We start from the raw sequence: 18,719 nt of genomic DNA on the forward strand, positions 1-18,719 counted from the left end.
TTCGCGCTCCTTCAAGAGCGCCTTACACGTGCTTTGCGGGAACGAGCCGCCGCGCCAGGGCCCGGGCCTCGCCATCAATGACAAGGGCTTCCGTGACCGTCGCAGGGACATTCCCGCTTCCGGGATAAGTTGAGCAAACTTCCTCAACTAGTTCAGATATTGCATAAAATCCTATTTGGCCCGCCATATAGGCCTCGACCGCGATCTCGTTGGCGGCATTCAAGATCGTCGGCAGGGCTCCCCCGGCCTGAAGCGCTGCCTTGGCCAGAGAAAGACAGGGAAACCGTACCTCGTCCGGCCGTTCAAAGGTTAAGCGACTAATCGCGGCAAGATCGAGACGCGGCAGGTCCATGAAAAGTCGCACCTCGTCATGCAGCGCATTGGCAATGGGCACTTTCATGTCCGGCAGGGCGAGTCCGGCGGTGACGGCGCCATCCCTCCACTGCACGAGACCGTGGACGATCGCCTCCGGATGGACCAGCACATCGAGACGCTCGGGCTCGAGATCGAAGAGATGATGAGCCTCGATCAATTCCAGCCCCTTGTTCATGAGGGTAGCGGAATCGATGTTGATCTTGGAGCCCATGGACCAAACCGGATGGGCTGACGCCTGCTTCGCGTTGGCTCCGGCGATCTGCTCTCGGGTCCACGTGCGGAACGGGCCGCCGCTCGCGGTTATCACCGCCTTCTCCACATCCTTGTTCCTGCCCGCGGCCAGGGCATGGTCGAGGGCGTTGTGCTCGGAATCCACAGGCGTGATCTCGACGCCGAGCCGACGCGCATCGGCCATGAAAGCCGCGCCCGCGCAGACAAGGCTCTCCTTGTTGGCGAGAGCGATGCACCTGCCCGGCTTCAGGGCCGCATGGGTGGGCTCCAGACCGGCGGTTCCGCTGATGGCGGCGAGCACGATATCGGCGGGACGATCCACGGCCTCAAGCACGGCGGAGCGGCCTGCCCCGCTGCCGATGCCCGTTCCGGCCAACGCCTCCCTGAGTTCAGCGGCGGCACCCTCGTCGGCGAGAGCCGCGAACCTTGCCCCAAGACGCTTGGCCATCTCGGCAAGAGCCCGAGCGTCGTGCCCACCAACGACGGCCTCGACCTGAAACGCATCTCTTTGCGCCACGACCACTTCCGCCGTAGACCGGCCGATGGAACCAGTGGCTCCGAGGATCGTGAGAGAACGTGCCATGAAGACCTAAGCAGTTCCGTGCGCGGCGAGAAGGGCGATACCGATAAGGAGAGCTACGGCCCAGAAGCCGTCGAGGCGATCCATTACGCCCCCATGCCCTGGGATAAGATGGCTCGAATCCTTTACATCGCAATGACGCTTGAGCGCGGATTCGCCGAGGTCGCCGATCTGGCTCGCGACGGAGGCCACCATCGAAAGCGCGATGACGCTCACCGGACCAAAGGCATGGTCGATACCCCAGCGGCGCCCGATCCAGGCCACCAGGAAACCAGCCAAAGCGGCGGCAAAGAGACCTCCGAGGAAACCGGACCAGGTCTTCTTCGGGCTGACGGCCGGGCACAGCTTCGGCCCGCCGAGAGTGCGGCCCGTGAAATAGGCCGCGATGTCGGTCGTCCAGACGACGGCGAACATCCAGATCAGACCGAGCAGACCGATCTCGGGATAGTCTCGAACCATGGGCGGCACGAGCACGATGACAGCTGCATAGGCGAAGGCGGAAGCAGCCCACAGCTTCTCTCGCGATCCTCTGGCGACCAGCGCGCCAAGAACGAGAAACAGGAGCGCTGCCCCTGCTCCGGCTGCGAAGCCCGCATTCATCAGGTAGAGCAATGTCAGGGTCAGGAGCCCGAGGCCGAACACCGTCTGCACGATCCGACGCGGCTCGATGCCGGTCATATCCGTCCATTCGATCATGATGGCGATGCCGGCGGCGAGCCAGAACATCGCAAAGGGCCAGCCGCCCCAATAGGCCGCTCCCAGGGCCAGCGCGATCATGACGATAGCGGATAGCACGCGGGTCTTCAGTTCGCTGGAAGGAGCTTTGGAAATCAAGGCGGGACCTTCGGAGGCGGCCATGTCAGCAGGCCTTGGCGCTCAGGCCGCCGAAACGCCGGTCGCGGCGTCCGTATTCCTCGATGGCATTCTTGAAGGACGTCTCGTCGAAATCGGGCCAGAAGACGGGAAGAAAAACAAATTCGGAATAGGCCGTCTGCCAAGTCAGGAAGTTCGACACCCGCTGCTCGCCGGAGGTGCGGATCACAAGGTCAGGATCCGGGATGCCCTTCGTGTCGAGGTACTCACCGATCATCCCCATATCGATGGAGGAGGGATCGAGCGTGCCCTCCTTCACCTTCTGCGCCAGAGCGCGCACAGCACTGGTGATTTCCTGACGACCACCGTAGTTGAACGCGATGATCAGGGTCAGGCCAGTATTCGCACGGGTCAACTGCTCGGCCTCGTCCAGCAGAAGGCGGATGTCGGAGGCAAGGCCCTCCCGTTCGCCGATGATGCGGACGCGCACGTTGTTCGAATGCAGCTCCGCGAGATCGTGGCGTACGAAGCGCTTAAGCAGCCCCATCAGGAATGAGACTTCATCCGCAGGGCGACGCCAGTTCTCTGCCGAAAAGCTGTAGACCGTGAGGTAATTGATGCCGAACTCACTCGCCGTGCGCACAGCCCGACGGATCGCCTCGATGCCCTTGCGGTGCCCTTCGAAGCGAGGCAGGCCTCGCTGCGCGGCCCAGCGGCCGTTTCCATCCATAATGATGGCAACATGGGTCGGCATCCCCTCGCCCGTGGTTTCACGGGCAAGGATGGGGGCCGACCGCTGGGCTTCGCCGCTCATGACACAATATTCCGATACAAGCCTAAAAAGTTAGACTTGCATGATTTCCTTTTCCTTGGCCACCAGAAGCTGATCGATTTCAGCTACGAACTGGTCGGTGGCCTTCTGGACCTGGTCGCCGTCGCGCTTTGCATCGTCCTCGCTGATGGCGGAATCCTTCTCGAGCTTTTTCAGAAGGTCGAGGCCGTCACGGCGCACGTGGCGGACGGCGATGCGCGCCTCTTCCGCATATTTGTGCGCGACCTTCACCATCTCCTTGCGGCGCTGCTCGTTCATCTCGGGGATGCGCAGGCGGATGACCTGTCCTTCGGTCTGCGGGTTGAGGCCGAGATCCGATTCACGGATGGCCTTCTCCACGGCGGAAACCATGCCGCGATCCCAGACCTGAACGCTCAACAGGCGCGGCTCGGGCACGTTGACGGTGGCAACCTGGGTGATCGGCATCAGGGAGCCATAGGCATCGATCTGAATCGGATCGAGCAGGTTCGGCGAGGCGCGGCCCGTGCGCAGGCTGCCCAGGTCGTGCTTGAAAGCGTTGATGGCGCCCTGCATGCGGCGCTTTACATCGGCGAGGTCAAAGGTCGTAGCCATGAGATCTTTTCCTTACGCGAACTGTCTAAAAACGGGCTTACGCTGCCCAAGGTCCCGCATCAAGACCCCTGACTTACGGGACCACAACTGTTGACGGCACTTTTCCGAGAAGAAGGTCGGTAATCGAGCTCGGCGCATGCACGGAGCCGACGAGAATCGAGAGCTTGCTCTCCCGCGCCAGGGCGAAGGCGGCGGTATCCATGACCTTCAGGTCCTTGGCGATGGCCTCGTCATGGGTCAGGCGCTCGTAGCGGACGGCGGACGGGTCTTTCTTGGGATCGGCGGAATACACGCCGTCCACCTGAGTGGCCTTGAGCACCGCGTCGCATTTGAGCTCGGCTGCGCGCAGGACGGCTGCCGTGTCAGTGGTGAAGAACGGATTGCCGGTGCCGCCGGCGAGCACCACGACCTGCCCCTTGTCCAGGTGATGGAGGGCGGGCTGGCGGGCATAGGTCTCGCAGATAGTCGGCATGGAAACCGCCGACATGGTGCGGGCGGGAACGCCAGCTGCATTGAGCGAGGTCTCGATGGCAAGCGAGTTCATCACAGTCCCGAGCATGCCCATGGAATCGGCTGTTGGGCGGTCGATCCAGCCGGCAGCGCTCATGCGTGCGCCACGGATGATGTTGCCGCCGCCGATCACCACGGCAATTTCGAAACCGGCTTTCGTGGCCCTGGCGAGATCCCGCGACAGGCGGGAGAGAACTTCGGAGTCGAGCCAGTATCCGTCGGGAGCCATCAAGGCCTCTCCCGAAAGCTTCACCAGAATGCGCCGGAATTGTGCCACTGTCAGACTCCTTGTTTTTCGATTTTGAAACCACACCCGAAGGCCCTCGCCCCGGCAGCGCCGCAAGCGCTTTCCGATGCAAGATTCGGAGACTTCTCCGGATTTGTAGCCTTCTCATGAAAACGGCGGCTGAGAAGCCGCCGTTTTTGTTTCTTATCGTTAAGCCTTGAGGCCGGCCTGGGCGGCGACTTCCGCCGCAAAGTCCGGGGCCTCTTCCTTCTCGATGCCCTCGCCGAGAGCATAGCGGACGAAGGCCTTGAGCGTGACCGGCTTGCCGGCCTTGGACTCGGCTTCCTTGAGCACCTGCGACACGGTCTTGGACGGATCGTGCACGAAAGGCTGCTCGAGGAGCGTAACTTCCTTGAAGTAGCTCTTCAGGCCGCTCTCGATGATCTTCTGCATGACATTGTCCGGCTTGCCGGCATTCTTGTCGCGAAGAATGGCGCTCTCGCGCTCGATCGTAGCAGCGTCGACGCCGGAAGCGTCGAGGGCAACCGGGCTCGTAGCAGCCACGTGCATGGCGATCTGGCGGCCGAGGGTGCTCAGCGCGTCGACGTCGCCCTCGGACTCGAGCGCGACGAGCACGCCGATCTTGCCGAGGCCTTCGGTGACTGCGTTGTGCACGTATGACGCGATCACGCCCTTCGACACTTCGAGCTTGGCGATGCGGCGCAGGGTCATGTTCTCGCCAATGGTGGCGATGAGCTCCTGAAGGCGATCCTTCACCGTGGTGGAGGAGCCCGGGAACGTAGCGGCTTCGAGGGACTCGATGGTGCCGTTGCCGTTCAGGCCGATCTTGGCGGCTTCGCGAACGAAGGCCTGGAACTGGTCGTTACGGGCGACGAAGTCCGTCTCCGAGTTGACCTCGAGGATGGTGGCAGTGTGCCCCGACGACTCGACGGCGACGAGACCTTCGGCGGCGACGCGGCCAGCCTTCTTGGCGGCCTTGGACAGGCCCTTCTTGCGGAGCCAGTCGATGGCAGCTTCCATATCGCCGTTGGTCTCGGCGAGAGCGGCCTTGCAGTCCATCATGCCGGCGCTGGTCGTCTCGCGCAGCTCCTTCACCATCGCAGCGGTAATGTTCGCCATGGTTCATCCTTTCAAGGGTTCGTGCATACAGGGAGCCCGGCGCTCATGGAACGCCGGGCCCAATCATTCGTTCGAGCGCTACTCGATGCAGCGCCGAGAGATTTACGCCGCAGCGGCTTCGATCATCGAGCGGGCCTGGTCCATCCAGCCATCGCGCTCGAGGCGGCCGTTCAGCTTCAGGTCCTTGTCGAGCTGAGCGACATCGGCCGGCTGCATGGCGGCAAGCTGCCAGTAGTGGAAGATGCCGGCTTCGTTCAGCTTCTTCTCGAGCTGCGGGCCAACGCCGTTGAGCTTGGTCAGATCGTCGGGGGCGCCACGGGGGGCGGCCAGACGCTCGAACTGCTCGCCTTCATAGGCAGCGGTGTCGGCAACCGGGAGCTCTTCAGCCATCGGGTTCTCGGAAGCACCGATGTCGATGCCCATTTCACCAGCGCCGCGGGAGATGCCGTCGAGGGCAGCGCGGGCAACGAGGTCGCAGTAGAGAGAGATTGCGCGACCGGCGTCGTCGTTGGCCGGAACCGGGAAGGTGATGCCGTCCGGATCGCAGTTCGTGTCGACGATGGCGGCAACCGGGATGCCAAGGCGGTTAGCCTCCTGGATCGCGAGCTGCTCCTTGTTGGTGTCGATGACGAAGATCAGGTCGGGCGTGCCGCCCATGTCCTTGATGCCGCCGAGAGCGCGCTCGAGCTTTTCCTTCTCACGAGCGAGCATGAGGCGCTCTTTCTTCGTGAGGCCCTGGCCGCCGCCGGCGAGGATTTCGTCCACCTTGCGCAGGCGGGCGATGGAGCCGGAGATCGTCTTCCAGTTCGTGAGCATGCCGCCGAGCCAGCGGGAGTTCACATAGTACTGGGCCGAACGCTTAGCGGCATCGGCAACGGCGTCAGCAGCCTGACGCTTCGTGCCGACGAAGAGCACGCGACCGCCCTTGGCCACCGTGTCGCTGACGGCCTGGAGGGCGCGGTGCAGCATCGGGACCGACTGAGCGAGGTCGATGATGTGGATGTTGTTGCGGGTGCCGAAGATGTATTGACCCATCTTCGGGTTCCAACGGTGGGCCTGGTGGCCAAAGTGAGCGCCAGCCTCAAGCAGGCTGCGCATCGAGAATTCAGGAAGCGCCATAGTTTTTCTCCGGTTAAGCCTCCGCGGAACAGTGAACCGGCCTTGCCGGCCACCGGGATATCCTCATGGGCTCATGAGGGGATTCCGCGTGTGGGATGGGGGCGCATATAGGGGCAAATCGAGTTAAACGCAAGCCAGAACGAGCGTTGCCCCAAGACAGCTCAAGCATAGGGCTTTAAAGAGAAGGCCCCTGGCTCGGCTGAACCAGGGGCCTTCTCGGACATGACACAATTATAGGAATTCACGAAGAGCGGCTTGAGCGCCAATCGTCCGAGCAGTCTTAGGGGCTGCCGCGACCATTGCCTCCGCCATTTCCACCGCCATTGCTGCCGCCATTTCCTCCACCGTTGCCGCCGCCCGGATTGGATGGATCGGTGCCTTTTACGTCAGTGCTGGTGTTGTCGGCCGGTTCAGATCCATTGCCTAAGCCGTTATTGTTGCCAGGACCTTGACCATTCCCATTGTTGCTACCAGGGCCTTGGCCGTTCCCGTTGTTGCCTTTTCCTCCAGGGGCGTTCGTGCTTCCACCTCCGAGGGATGAACCAGGCGAACCATCAACTGCCGTTGAGCCGCCCCCAACGGCACCGCTCGATGCTGTTCCAGCACCGGCCGAGACTGCCCCGCCAGTGGAGGAACCTGCCCCTACGGAAGCGCCCGCACCCACGGACGAGCCTGTGCTGGAAGTGGAGCCTGCTCCGACAGAGGAGCCTGAGGCTGTCGCGCTCAATGTTCCGGAAGCGCCTACGGAGCGCCCTCCATTATCGGAAAGGGTTCCAGAACCTGACTGGCGAAGCGGGCTGATCGAACCGGTTGCCAGATTGTCTCGATCCTGAGGATTTTGGCTGCGCAGGGCCTGGGGAAGAATAGCGCAGCGGCAGACCTCCTCTCCGCGGACGATGCGGAGGCGACAATCACCATACATCGAGGCATCTGCCACAGCCGGCTGGCATTGCTGACCAGGTCTTACAACCTGAGCCTGGGATGCGGCAGACGAGGCGAGGAACAGGGTCACTGCAGACAAAGCGAGAGCGTGCGAACGCTTCATGGTTCACCTTTACAAACTAACACTGGCGAGGACTCAACGGGATGATGAGCTCAAGTGGTCTGATGACGCCCGAGTAGGAATATTGTTCCGACACGTTGATACAAAAATAGTAACGCAATATACAGCAGAGCTTGAGATCTGCGATAAGCGTTTAATACTCTACAATTCTTGGGTAGATGAGATCTATGCCTTATGAGGCAACCAATCGCCCGCATGAGACCTCAATACAACAGGACAAGGTCTATGTATAAAGCGTGCCTGAGCCATAAAACGGTCATCCTTCATGCAAGGTTCCATGAGGTGCTCCTCCGCAAACATGAAGAGCGCAGAGCCTGCCGAGATTAATCCGTTCGCAGAGCGCCGTGACATGCCGCTTCAGCAACAAGAGCCAAGGCTGTTTTTAAATGGTCTGGGGGGTAGGCCGGGCTCCGATCCGCCGAAGCAGAGGGATAAAAACATTCAATTCTGCTCAAAGGTCTAACTTCCGATAATACCTCATCCCCCATAGAACGAATCCCGCCTCCAAAGGATTGGAGCCGGGGCAGCATCACAGCATCAAAGGAACGGCGTGAGATGACCGTGACATCGGGTGAGCATTGGATCGAAACCCAGCGCGGAAAGCTCTTCGCGAAGGTATGGCTGCCATCGAATAAAATGCGCCCGGAAGAAGCCTTTCTTCTCTTCCACGATTCGCTCGGCTGCGTTGATCTCTGGCGGGATTTTCCGGAAAAGCTGGCTCACGCCACTCAACGCCCTGTCGTGGCTTACGACCGGCTTGGTTTCGGCAAATCGGACCCCTACCCCGGATTGTTGCCGCCTCATTTCATTCGTGACGAGGCTGAGACGAGTATTCCTCAGCTGCGCAAGCAATTGGGGCTGGGAATTCTGATTCCTTTTGGTCACAGCGTCGGCGGCGGAATGGCGGTGGCGACGGCGGCACGGCATCAAGACATCTGCAAAGCACTCGTAACCGAATCCGCGCAAGCCTTCGTAGAGGACCGTACCCTCGAGGGCATCAGGGCTGCCAAGGTCGCCTTCCAGGAACCAGGCCAGATCGAGCGGCTGGAGCGGTACCACGGCTCCAAGGCCCGGTGGGTGCTGGACGCATGGATCGAGACATGGCTTGCTCCGGCATTCGAAAACTGGAGCCTGGAGGAGGATTTGAAGCAGGTCCGCTGTCCGGTGCTTGCCATTCACGGCGACCTGGACGAATTCGGCTCGGAACTCCACCCTGAGCGCATCGCCCGCCTTACTCCGGGCCCTGTGGAGCCCGTCGTCCTGTCGGCATGCGGACACGTTCCTCATCGCGAACAACCTGACCGGGTGCTCGGAGAACTGATGCATTTTCTGAGGCAAAGCGGCCTCAGGGCAGAGCAGAGTCCATCAATGACCCATACTGTTTCGCCATAGCTGGTCGAAGCAAACTGATGATGTTGAGCAGCTCGCAAGGCGCTAGTAACCGATGAGATCTCCCTGCGAGCCCTGCAATGACCGCCGACCCTGATTCCAGGTCAAGCGACGACGCGAACGTCGCTCCTCACATTCCGCAATGGACGGAGCGCGGCACGCCAGCTTACCGGCGGATCAGTCTCGCATTATTTCTGGCAGGCTTTGCAACCTTCTCCTTGATCTATGCGATACAACCGCTTCTGCCTTATCTCGTGGAAGAATTCCGCATCAGCCCATCCGTAGGTTCGCTCGCACTCTCTCTCACAACCGGCTGTCTTGCCTTCGCGATCCTGTGCGCTGGAGCCTTATCTGAAACAGTGAGCCGTCGCGGCCTGATGTTCGTTTCGATGTGCGGCGCAGCCCTTCTCCATATCGGCAGCTCCATCGTGCCCGACTGGCATATGCTGCTCATTCTGCGCGCCTTCGAAGGGTTGGTGCTTGGAGGCGTGCCGGCCGTCGCGATGGCTTATCTGGCCGAGGAGATTCATCCCAAGGCGCTCGGCACAGCCATGGGCCTCTATGTCGGGGGAACGGCATTCGGCGCGATGCTCGGGCGCATCAGCGCCGGTATCGTGACCGAGTATTTCTCCTGGCGCGTTGCGTCGGGCGGCATCGGCGTGTTGGGCCTCATGGCTTCGTTCGGCTTCTTCATCCTTCTGCCGCCGTCGCGCAATTTCTTTCCGCGTACCAGAGGGCCTTTGGCGCATCACAGGGATACGTGGCTGAAGCATTTGCGCACCCCGGGCCTTCCACTGCTTTTCCTCACGGGCTTTCTCGGCCTCGGCATCAATGTCAGCATGTTCAACTATCTGACGTTCCGGCTGAGCATCACGCCCTTCAATCTCAGTCCTGCGCAGATTGGCGCGATCTTTACCGTCTATTTCCTTGGCGCGGTTGCATCCACATTGGCGGGCAATCTCGCGGACCGGTTGGGACGCTCTCCGGTTCTTCTCGTCGGCATCATCACGATGAGTGTCGGGATCGCGCTGACGCTTCTATCATCGCTTGCAGGCGTTATTGCCGGAGTAATCGCGAGCACGGTCGGCTTCTTCATGACGCACTCTGTGGCAAGCGGCTGGGTCGGACGACTGGCAGTCGGATCGAAGGGACATGCATCGTCCCTGTATCTCTTGTCCTATTATGTCGGCGCGAGCGTCATGGGCGCTGTGGGAGGCTGGTTCTGGGCGGGAGGCGGTTGGAACGCGGTGGCGGGTTTCGTCGCCTTCATGCTTTACATCATGTTCGTCAGCGCGCTTCGGCTGAGAAAGATCGAGCGGATGAGCCGGTGACCATCCGCTCGGCCGTGTTCTAGTTCATCTGCACTTCCACCACGCCAGGAACGGCACGCAAGGCACCGGCAATCTGCGGAGTTGCCATGTACTTGCCGGGGAGCTTCACCTCCACCTCCCGATCGCCCTCGTCGAGGATCAGAACCAGGGACACCTCGCCCTCGCCTCTCGCCTTCAGGCGTTCGTAGACGCTCGAAATGGGACGCTCGTCGCGCAGGAAGATGCGCATGCCCTTCTGGTGCTTGGAAATGGCCTCCTCTAGAGGCTCGGCCATGCCGATACGCGCCCTCACCTCCTCGCCTTCAAGACCGGCTTGAAGCATGAGGACCACCGCCGTGCCGGGCTCCAGCACCTCACGCAGGCGCATGAGTCCCTCGGAGAAGATGATAGCCTCGTATTGGCCGGTCTGATCCGAGAGGGTGAGGATGCCCATCTTGTTGCCGGTCTTGGTGCGGCGCTCCTGGCGGTCGAGCACGGTAGCCGCGACCTTGCCGACGGAGTTGCCAGCCTTCACCGACCGGCAGAACTCGGCCCAGGTCTGCACGCGCAGCTTCTGCAGAAGATCGCCGTATTCATCGAGAGGATGTCCGGAGAGGAAGAATCCGACCGCATCGTATTCCCGCTGAAGACGTTCCGCTGCGGGCCATGGCTCATAGGATGGGATGCGCAACTGAACATCCGCCGAGTTCATGCCACCGAACATGTCGATCATGCCGCCATTCGCGGCCTCGTAGGATTGCTGGGCAAGGCTCATCATGGCGTCGATGGAGGCGCAGGCTTTCGCGCGGTCCGGCTCCAGTTCGTCAAAGGCGCCGGCGGCAATGAGGTTTTCGATCGTCCGCTTGTTGAGGGCCTTCGGGTTGATACGGCGCGCGAAATCGGCGAGATCCTTGAAGGGCTCATCGCCCCTCGCCTCAACGACCGCTTCGATGGCCTGCCGGCCCACGCCCTTCACGGCCGCGAGCGCGTAAAGAATCGAGCCTTTGCCCTCCTCGTCATAAACCACGTCGAACACAACGCCCGAGCGGTTGATGGACGGCGGAATGACTTTGAATCCAAGCCGTTGAGCCTCGCGGCGGAATTCGGAGAGCTTGTCCGTATTGTCGAGATCGAGCGTCATGGACGCCGCCAGGAACTCGACCGGATAATTCGCCTTCAGATACGCGGTCTGGAACGCGACAAGGGCATAGGCCGCCGCGTGACTCTTGTTGAAGCCGTAATCCGCGAACTTGGCGAGCAGGTCGAAGATCTCGTTCGCCTTCGCCTTGTCGAGACCGTTTGCAACCGAGCCCGACACGAAACGTTCGCGCTGCGCGTCCATCTCGGACTTGATCTTCTTACCCATGGCGCGGCGGAGCAGATCCGCGTCGCCGAGCGAGTAGCCGGCAAGGACCTTCGCGACCTCCATCACCTGCTCTTGGTAGACGATGATGCCGAAGGTTTCGCGTAGGATCGGCTCCAGCTTCTCGTGAGGATACCAATCTCTCTTGTTGTGTTCATCCTTACCGAGCTTGCGCGCGCAATAGACCGGAATATTCGCCATCGGGCCCGGACGGTAGAGCGCGACGAGCGCAATGATGTCTTCGAAACGGTCGGTTTCCATCTCGACGAGCGCTTTTCGCATGCCCGCGGATTCCACCTGGAACACGCCGACCGTCTCGCCCTTGCACAGCATTTCGTAAGATTTACGGTCATCGAGCGGCAGGGCCGACAGATCGATCTCGATCCCCTTGCGCTTGATGAGATCGACCGCCGTCCGCAGCACGGTCAGCGTCTTCAGGCCAAGGAAGTCGAACTTCACAAGGCCCGCCTGCTCAACCCACTTCATGTTGAACTGGGTCACGCGCATGCCGGTTTTCGGGTCTCGGTAGAGCGGCACCAGTTCCTGCAGCGGACGGTCGCCGATCACGACGCCGGCGGCGTGCGTCGAGGCGTGGCGGTGCAGGCCCTCGAGCTTCTGCGCGATGTCGAGCATGCGCTTGACGACGGGTTCTTCCTCGATGGCCGCCTGCAACTTCGGCTCGCCTTCGATGGCCTGCGCCAGCGTCACTGGATTGGCCGGATTCTGCGGCACGAGCTTGGTGAGCTTGTCCACTTGGCCATAAGGCATTTCGAGAACGCGGCCCACGTCGCGCATCACGCCGCGTGCGAGCAGCGTACCGAAGGTGATGATCTGCGCGACCTGCTCCTCGCCGTAGCGCTGCTGCACGTATTCGATCACGCGCTCACGCCCGTCCACGCAGAAGTCGATATCGAAGTCCGGCATCGATACGCGCTCGGGATTCAGGAAGCGCTCGAAGAGCAGGCTGAAACGCAGCGGATCGAGATCGGTGATGGTGAGCGCGTAGGCGACGAGCGAACCCGCACCCGAACCACGGCCCGGGCCGACGGGGATGTCGTGATCCTTCGCCCATTTGATGAAGTCCGCCACGATCAGGAAGTAGCCGGGGAACTTCATCTTGCGGATGATGCCGACCTCGAAGGCAAGGCGGTCGCGGTAATCCTGCTCCGTGAGGCCTGGCGCGGGACCATGCGCGGCGAGGCGCTTGGCAAGCCCCTCCTCCGCCTGACGCTGGAGCTCTTCGCCTTCATCAAGGTTCGCAGCATCCGGACCTGTGCCGAAATTCGGCAGGATGGGCTTGCGGGTTCTGACGCGCGTCGAGCAGCGCATCGCGATTTCGACGGTAGCGTTCAGCGCATCCGGCAGATCGGAGAACAGCTCCATCATCTGCTGCCGCGTCTTGAAGTGATGCTCGGGCGACAGACGGCGTCGGTTATCGTTGGAGACGAGTTGCCCCTCTGCGATGGCGAGCAGCGCATCGTGCGCCTCGTAATCCTTCGGCGATGAGAAGAACGGCTCGTTGGCGGCCACAAGCGGCAGACCGTTTCGGTCCGCGAGAGCGATCAGCTCGCCCTCCACCATCCGCTCCTCATCGAGATGATGACGCTGGATCTCTACATAGAGCTGATGGCCGAACGCATTTTTCAGAATGTCGAGCCGCGCCTGCGCCAGTTCCTGGCGTCCGCCATTGCGGAGCGCGCAATCGAGCGGCCCTGTAAAGCCGCCTGTCAGGGCAATCAGGCCCTCGCTATGACTGGCGAGAATGGGCGCGGCCACGCGGGGCTCCTCACCGAGCGGGACGCCGAAATAGGCGGCGCTCACGAGACGCATGAGGTTGCGATAGCCCTCCTCGTTCTGCGCGAGCAGCACGATGTTGGAAGGAACCGGCACCACGCGGGCGACCGGGTCGGCCTCTTCGAAGCAGACGGAGAGCTGGACGCCGGCAATCGGCTGAATGCCGGAGCCTGCCATCTTCTCGGAAAACTCGAGTGCGCCGAAGAGGTTATTGGTATCGGTGAGTGCGATCGCCGGTTGCTTGTCGGCGGCCGCGAGCTTCTGGAGCTGCGCGATCTTCAGTGCTCCCTCGAGCAAGGAATACGAGGAATGCACATGCAGGTGGACGAAGCCGATATCTTGAAGAATGCGCGCCATAAAACTCTACTCGATGAATAGCGCGCATATTGCCACGATTCTTGCCCCTGAATGCCTAACGGGGCGAGAGAAGGACTACCTTCCTGTGAATCCCGTGGATGCTTGTGGATTGCGGGTATCAGGCGACCGGCGCCAGCACCAGAGCCCAGATTGCCACGGCGGAGCCGAACATGACGAGAGAGGTGATTTCAGCGGCGGTTTCGAGGATGATGCGAACCATGTTGAGTCTCCGTGTTCTCTATGCGTCCATTTATGTTCGATAAATGTTCCCTGTAAAGCGCCTGTGAATTCGGCACTCGAGACGGAGTCAACAAAGGCTTAAAACGCAACGAGCCGCTCCCTCTGACGCTCTGTGAGCGGAGGGTCGGAGCGGCTGTGGATAAGCGGTTAAGGCAGCTGGACGATCAGCCCGTCGCGGATCGTCACGCGGCGGTCCATGCGAGCGGCGAGATCCATATTGTGCGTCGCGATGAGAGCCGCGAGGCGCGAGGCGCGCACGATGGCGACCAGCGTCTGAAACACGCGGTCAGCCGTGTGCGGATCGAGATTGCCTGTCGGTTCGTCCGCCAGGAGCAGGCGCGGCGCGTTGGCCACGGCGCGGGCGATGGCGACACGCTGCTGTTCGCCGCCGGAGAGTTCGCCGGGACGGTGCTTGAGGCGCTTCGCCAAGCCGAGGAAGGTCAGAAGCTGGCCGGCCCGGTCCTCAGCCTCTGCCTTCGGCAGCCCACGGATGAGCTGGGGAATGACCACGTTCTCCAGCGCCGACAGCTCAGGCAGCAGATGGTGGAACTGATAAACGAAGCCCAGTTCCTCGCGGCGCACGCGGGTCCGTTCCTGGTCGCTCATGTGGGCCGTGGGCTTGCCGCCCACATAGACCTCGCCGCCGTCGGGCTTCTCGAGAAGGCCCGCCACGTGCAGCAGCGTGGACTTGCCCGTGCCGGAAGGGGCAATGAGCGCCACGATCTCCCCCGGCCATATCGCAAGCTCCGCCCCGCGCAGCACCTCCAGGAAGGTATCACCCTGAGGATAGCGACGTTCGACTTGGGAGAGGTGAAGGGCGGGCTGAGTTTGTCCGGACGCCATATCTAACCGTAACGCAACGCTTCGACGGGATCGAGCTTCGCAGCCCGCCAGGAGGGATAGAGGGTCGCCAGGAGCGACAAGGTGAGCGCCATTCCCAAAACGGTTGCAACCTCGCCCGGATTCACATCGGAAGGAATCTGGCTCAGGAAGCGCAGGGTCGGATCCCAAAGATTCGAGTTCGTGGCCCAGGACAGGAAATTCTGGATGGATTGAATGTTGGCGGCAATCAGCAACCCAAGGCCAAAGCCTGCGAGCGTGCCGATCACTCCAATGGAAGCGCCTGTGATCAGGAAGATGCGCATGATGGAACCGCGCGTCGCGCCCATGGTGCGCAGGATCGCGATGTCCTCCGACTTGTCCTTCACGAGCATGATCAAGCCGGAGATGATGTTGAGGGCCGCGACCAGAACGATGAGAGCGAGGATGATGAACATCACGTTCCGCTCCACCTCCAGAGCGCCGAAGAACGTGCGATTGCGTTGCCGCCAATCGGTCATCATGATCGGCCTGCCTGCCGCCTCATCGATGGCGGCCCGCGCCTGGTCCACTCTATCGGCATCGTTGAGATAGACCTCGATCAGGGGAACATCGCCCTGCCGGTTGAAGTAATTCTGCGCTTCCGTCAGGGGCATGAACACGAAGGTGTTGTCGAACTCGGACATGCCGATCTCGAACACGGCCTTCACCGGGTAACCTTTCACGCGCGGCGCAGTGCCGAAAGGCGTCGCGGCTCCGCGCGGCGTGATCAGCGTCAGCGTATCGCCTGCCTGGATCGAAAGCGATTCAGCAAGACGCCTGCCGATGGCGACACCCTCGCCTTCCTCGAAATTCTCGAGCGTGCCCTGCCGTATATTGCCGGCGATGTGTTCGATCTGGCGCAGGTCATTGCCACGAATGCCGCGCACCAGAACGCCGCTGCCGTTATATTGCGAGGAGCCGAAAGCCTGCCCCTCCACAAGCGGGATGGCACGCCTCACCCCCGGCACCGCGGCGATGCGCGCCGCCACTTCCGGATAATCCGTGAGCGGGCTCTCGATGGGCGCGACGAAGATGTGGCCGTTGATGCCCACGATCTTGTCGAGCAGCTCCTTGCGGAAGCCGTTCATGACCGAGAGCACCACGATCAGTGTCGCGACGCCCAGCATGATGCCGAGGAACGAGAAGCCCGCAATAACCGATACGAACCCTTCCCGCCGCCGCGTGCGCAGATAACGCCCTGCGAGCATCCACTCGAAGGGCGAGAAAGGCTTGGTTCCGGTCAGTGCTTCTTTGGCCATGGGGCTTATTTATGTGCCGTCAGCCGCGAAACCACATCCTCGACCGACAAAAGCTGGCGTTCGCCTGTGGCGCGGTGCTTCAGCTCCACCTTGCCTTCGGCGAGTCCCTTTGGCCCGATCAGGACCTGCCACGGCACGCCGATGAGGTCGGCGGTGGCGAACTTGCCGCCTGGACGCTCATCGCGGTCATCGTAAAGCACGTCGCGTCCAGCCGCCGACAGCTCGCGATACAGCTTCTCGCTTGCTGCATCGGTGCCGGAATCGCCGACCTTGAGGTTCAGGATCGCAACCTCGAACGGAGCCACGGCCTCCGGCCAGATGATGCCGTTCTCGTCATGGCTTGCCTCGATGATGGCAGCGATCAGACGGCTCGGCCCGATGCCATAGGAGCCCATATGAACTTCGCGTTCCTGCCCATCCGGCCCCATGACCTTCGCGCCCATGGGCTCGGAATACTTGGTGCCGAAATAGAAGATATGGCCGACTTCGATGCCGCGCGCCGACATCTTCTTGTCCTCGGGAACCGCGTTGAAGGCGGCCTCGTCGTGCATCTCGGATGTCGCGGCATAGAGCGAGGTCCACTTGTCGACGATGCTTTGCAGGCTAGCGATGTCGTCGAAGTTCGTGTCCTCGGCCGGGATGTCGTAGTTCAGATAATCCGCGTGGCTGAACACCTCGCTCTCGCCCGTGGAGGCGAGAATGATGAATTCATGGCTCAGATTGCCGCCGATGGGGCCGGTGTCGGCCCGCATGGGGATCGCCTTCAGGCCCATGCGAGCGAAGGTGCGCAGGTAGGCCACGAACATCTTGTTGTAGGAATGGACAGCGCCAGCCTGATCCAGATCGAAGGAATAGGCGTCCTTCATCAGGAACTCGCGCGAGCGCATGACGCCGAAGCGCGGCCGCACCTCGTCACGGAACTTCCATTGAATGTGATAAAGGTTCAGAGGCAGATCTTTGTAGGAGCGCACATAGCCTCGGAAGATCTCCGTGATCATTTCTTCGTTGGTGGGACCGAAGAGCATCTCGCGCTCGTGCCGGTCCTGGATGCGCAGCATCTCCTTGCCGTAGGCATCGTAACGGCCCGACTCACGCCAGAGGTCTGCGGATTGGATCGTCGGCATCAGCAGCTCGATGGCGCCGGAGCGGTTCTGCTCCTCGCGGACAATGGCATTGACCTTGTTGAGCACCTTGAGGCCCAGCGGCAACCAGGCATAGATGCCCGCCGATTCCTGGCGGATCATGCCGGCGCGCAGCATCAGGCGGTGGGACATGATCTCCGCTTCTTTAGGCGTCTCGCGGAGAATGGGGAGGAAATAGCGGCTCAAACGCATAGGACGCCTTCAGTCTCGTTCAGGAATGGAACAGTGAGTCACGACTCGTTTCCAGCACACAACACAGGCCTTGAGGAAAAGACAAGGCACCATCGCCCCCACGGGCCTGCGGCGAGATGGATTAGACCAAAGATCAATACAATAAATGCCTCAAAATGCATCAGGAGCCGCCCAAAAAAGGTGACACCGCTAGGGAAGGCAACTATAAAGAAAGAGCTAACGTCTTAGACCTTCAAAGAAGGCAGAGGCTGCGGTCCGAGTTTCGGGAGGAACACGATCCCTAAGCGCCAAAGAGGCGCCGGCGCCAAGATGCCAGGGGTCATAAACAACGCCAAAAGGCGGTTTAGGCAAGGCGAAAGCCTTGCTTTTTCTTTTTCAGCTCCTCGTTTTCCTATGATCTACTTGCCGCTGCCAAGCCAGCTGCCTTGCCAGACAGAGCTTTGTGCATGGGGGTGTCCGCTCGCAGGACCTGGAATGAAGCCGCTAGATATCGCCTCCGCATCCAATTGCCTTCATGAGGCTTCGACCGGCCTCCATTCCAGCGGAGCCGAAGCGGGAAAACCTCACGCAAATTGAGGACTGGGCGCCGGCTTAGAGCCCCGCAAGCGGAAACACTGCAACGACAATCAGCAGAACCACGGACGACACCAGCGTGGTCCAGATCGCCTTTTCCTGCAGCGACGGCGCAGAGGGAGCCCCGGGCTCGCTGCCGGCCACCACTTCCCCGCTTTCCACCTGACTGCGAATGCCGAAGGGAAGAATTGCGAAAAGCGTGACCCACCAGATCACGAAATAGAGGGCGAGGCCTCCGGATACGCGCAGGCCGAAGAGGCTCACCACGAGAGCGATCGCACCGGCTGAAATCACGGCCATTGCGGCAAGGGTCGACCAGACCGACGCGGACAGGGCTTTGATGAGTCGTATCAACAGAATATCCTCAGGCTTGTTCGAGTTCGATGAGGGTCCCGTTGAAATCCTTCGGATGCAGGAAAAGCACTGGTTTTCCGTGGGCTCCGGTCTTTGGCTCACTTGAACCAAGCACTCTGGCCCCGGAATTCACAAGCCGGTCCCGCGCGGCGAGAATATCATCGACTTCATAGCAGACATGGTGGATGCCGCCATCGGGGTTCCTCTCCAGGAACTTGGCGATGGGCGAGTCCGCGCCGAGAGGTTCCAGAAGCTCGATCTTGGTGTTCGGCAATGTGATGAACACAACGGTGACGCCATGCTCTTCGAGCGCTTCCGGCTCGGATACCTGAGCACCGAGTGTGCCGCGATAAAGATTAGAGGCCGCAGCGATATCGCGAACGGCGATGGCCACGTGGTTCAGACGACCGAGCATTCCGGACT

The 18,719-nt window shown here is 61.2% G+C and carries 15 protein-coding genes; 2 read left to right on the top strand and 13 right to left on the bottom strand.

The features are described 5' to 3' along the window. Positions 1-22: 22 nt before the first annotated feature. From dxr to BLP10_RS12515, 7 genes are all read right to left on the bottom strand, one after another. Positions 23-1,189, bottom strand: coding sequence for a 1-deoxy-D-xylulose-5-phosphate reductoisomerase (gene dxr, locus BLP10_RS12485; RefSeq protein ID WP_091134863.1), 1,167 nt, complete (start codon positions 1,187-1,189; stop codon positions 23-25). A gap of 6 nt (positions 1,190-1,195) precedes the next feature. Beyond that, the gene (locus tag BLP10_RS12490) at positions 1,196-2,044 is read right to left on the bottom strand and encodes a phosphatidate cytidylyltransferase (RefSeq protein WP_091134865.1); all 849 of its coding nucleotides are present in this window, start codon (positions 2,042-2,044) and stop codon (positions 1,196-1,198) included. A 1-nt stretch (position 2,045) separates the two neighbouring features. Further along, the gene (locus BLP10_RS12495; protein ID WP_091134867.1) at positions 2,046-2,813 is read right to left on the bottom strand and encodes an isoprenyl transferase; all 768 of its coding nucleotides are present in this window, start codon (positions 2,811-2,813) and stop codon (positions 2,046-2,048) included. Positions 2,814-2,843: 30 nt separating this feature from the next. Further along, positions 2,844-3,404 (bottom strand): ribosome recycling factor, encoded by a 561-nt coding sequence (gene frr, locus BLP10_RS12500; RefSeq protein WP_091134869.1) that lies wholly within the window; start codon positions 3,402-3,404, stop codon positions 2,844-2,846. Positions 3,405-3,477: 73 nt separating this feature from the next. Then, entirely contained in the window at positions 3,478-4,191 is a 714-nt protein-coding gene (gene pyrH / locus BLP10_RS12505; protein ID WP_091134871.1) for a UMP kinase, read from the bottom strand. A gap of 159 nt (positions 4,192-4,350) precedes the next feature. Then, positions 4,351-5,280 (bottom strand): translation elongation factor Ts, encoded by a 930-nt coding sequence (gene tsf / locus BLP10_RS12510; protein WP_091134873.1) that lies wholly within the window; start codon positions 5,278-5,280, stop codon positions 4,351-4,353. Between the two features lie 102 nt (positions 5,281-5,382). After that, on the bottom strand, positions 5,383-6,399 hold the full coding sequence (locus BLP10_RS12515; protein ID WP_091134876.1) for a 30S ribosomal protein S2: 1,017 nt from the start codon (positions 6,397-6,399) through the stop codon (positions 5,383-5,385). 1,618 nt (positions 6,400-8,017) lie between these two features. Here BLP10_RS12515 and BLP10_RS12525 point away from each other — a divergent pair. Together BLP10_RS12525 and BLP10_RS12530 are read left to right on the top strand one after the other, a co-directional pair. Next, entirely contained in the window at positions 8,018-8,854 is an 837-nt protein-coding gene (locus BLP10_RS12525) for an alpha/beta fold hydrolase (protein WP_091134880.1), read from the top strand. Positions 8,855-8,931: 77 nt separating this feature from the next. Then, complete coding sequence (locus tag BLP10_RS12530) at positions 8,932-10,182, top strand: MFS transporter (protein WP_091134883.1); 1,251 nt, start codon at positions 8,932-8,934, stop codon at positions 10,180-10,182. A 19-nt stretch (positions 10,183-10,201) separates the two neighbouring features. Here the strand turns inward: BLP10_RS12530 and dnaE are convergent, their stop codons facing one another. The 6 genes from dnaE to mce form a co-directional block, all read right to left on the bottom strand. Then, positions 10,202-13,675 (bottom strand): DNA polymerase III subunit alpha, encoded by a 3,474-nt coding sequence (gene dnaE, locus BLP10_RS12535; protein WP_091134885.1) that lies wholly within the window; start codon positions 13,673-13,675, stop codon positions 10,202-10,204. A gap of 387 nt (positions 13,676-14,062) precedes the next feature. Beyond that, positions 14,063-14,758 carry an ABC transporter ATP-binding protein gene (locus BLP10_RS12540; protein WP_091134887.1) on the bottom strand — a complete coding sequence of 232 codons (696 nt, stop codon included), beginning with the start codon at positions 14,756-14,758 and terminating at the stop codon, positions 14,063-14,065. A gap of 2 nt (positions 14,759-14,760) precedes the next feature. After that, positions 14,761-16,035: a lipoprotein-releasing ABC transporter permease subunit gene (locus BLP10_RS12545; RefSeq protein ID WP_091134889.1), complete on the bottom strand. Its 1,275-nt coding sequence runs from the start codon at positions 16,033-16,035 to the stop codon at positions 14,761-14,763. 5 nt (positions 16,036-16,040) lie between these two features. Next, complete coding sequence (gene proS, locus BLP10_RS12550) at positions 16,041-17,369, bottom strand: proline--tRNA ligase (RefSeq protein WP_091134891.1); 1,329 nt, start codon at positions 17,367-17,369, stop codon at positions 16,041-16,043. Between the two features lie 591 nt (positions 17,370-17,960). Next, positions 17,961-18,296, bottom strand: a complete 336-nt coding sequence (locus BLP10_RS12555; protein ID WP_244510505.1) for a DUF1467 family protein — start codon at positions 18,294-18,296, stop codon at positions 17,961-17,963. 10 nt (positions 18,297-18,306) lie between these two features. Further along, positions 18,307-18,711: a methylmalonyl-CoA epimerase gene (mce, locus tag BLP10_RS12560; protein ID WP_091134893.1), complete on the bottom strand. Its 405-nt coding sequence runs from the start codon at positions 18,709-18,711 to the stop codon at positions 18,307-18,309. Between the last annotated feature and the right edge of the window lie 8 nt (positions 18,712-18,719).

Origin of the sequence: Microvirga guangxiensis (assembly GCF_900102135.1) — a bacterium.
GTDB lineage: Bacteria > Pseudomonadota > Alphaproteobacteria > Rhizobiales > Beijerinckiaceae > Microvirga > Microvirga guangxiensis.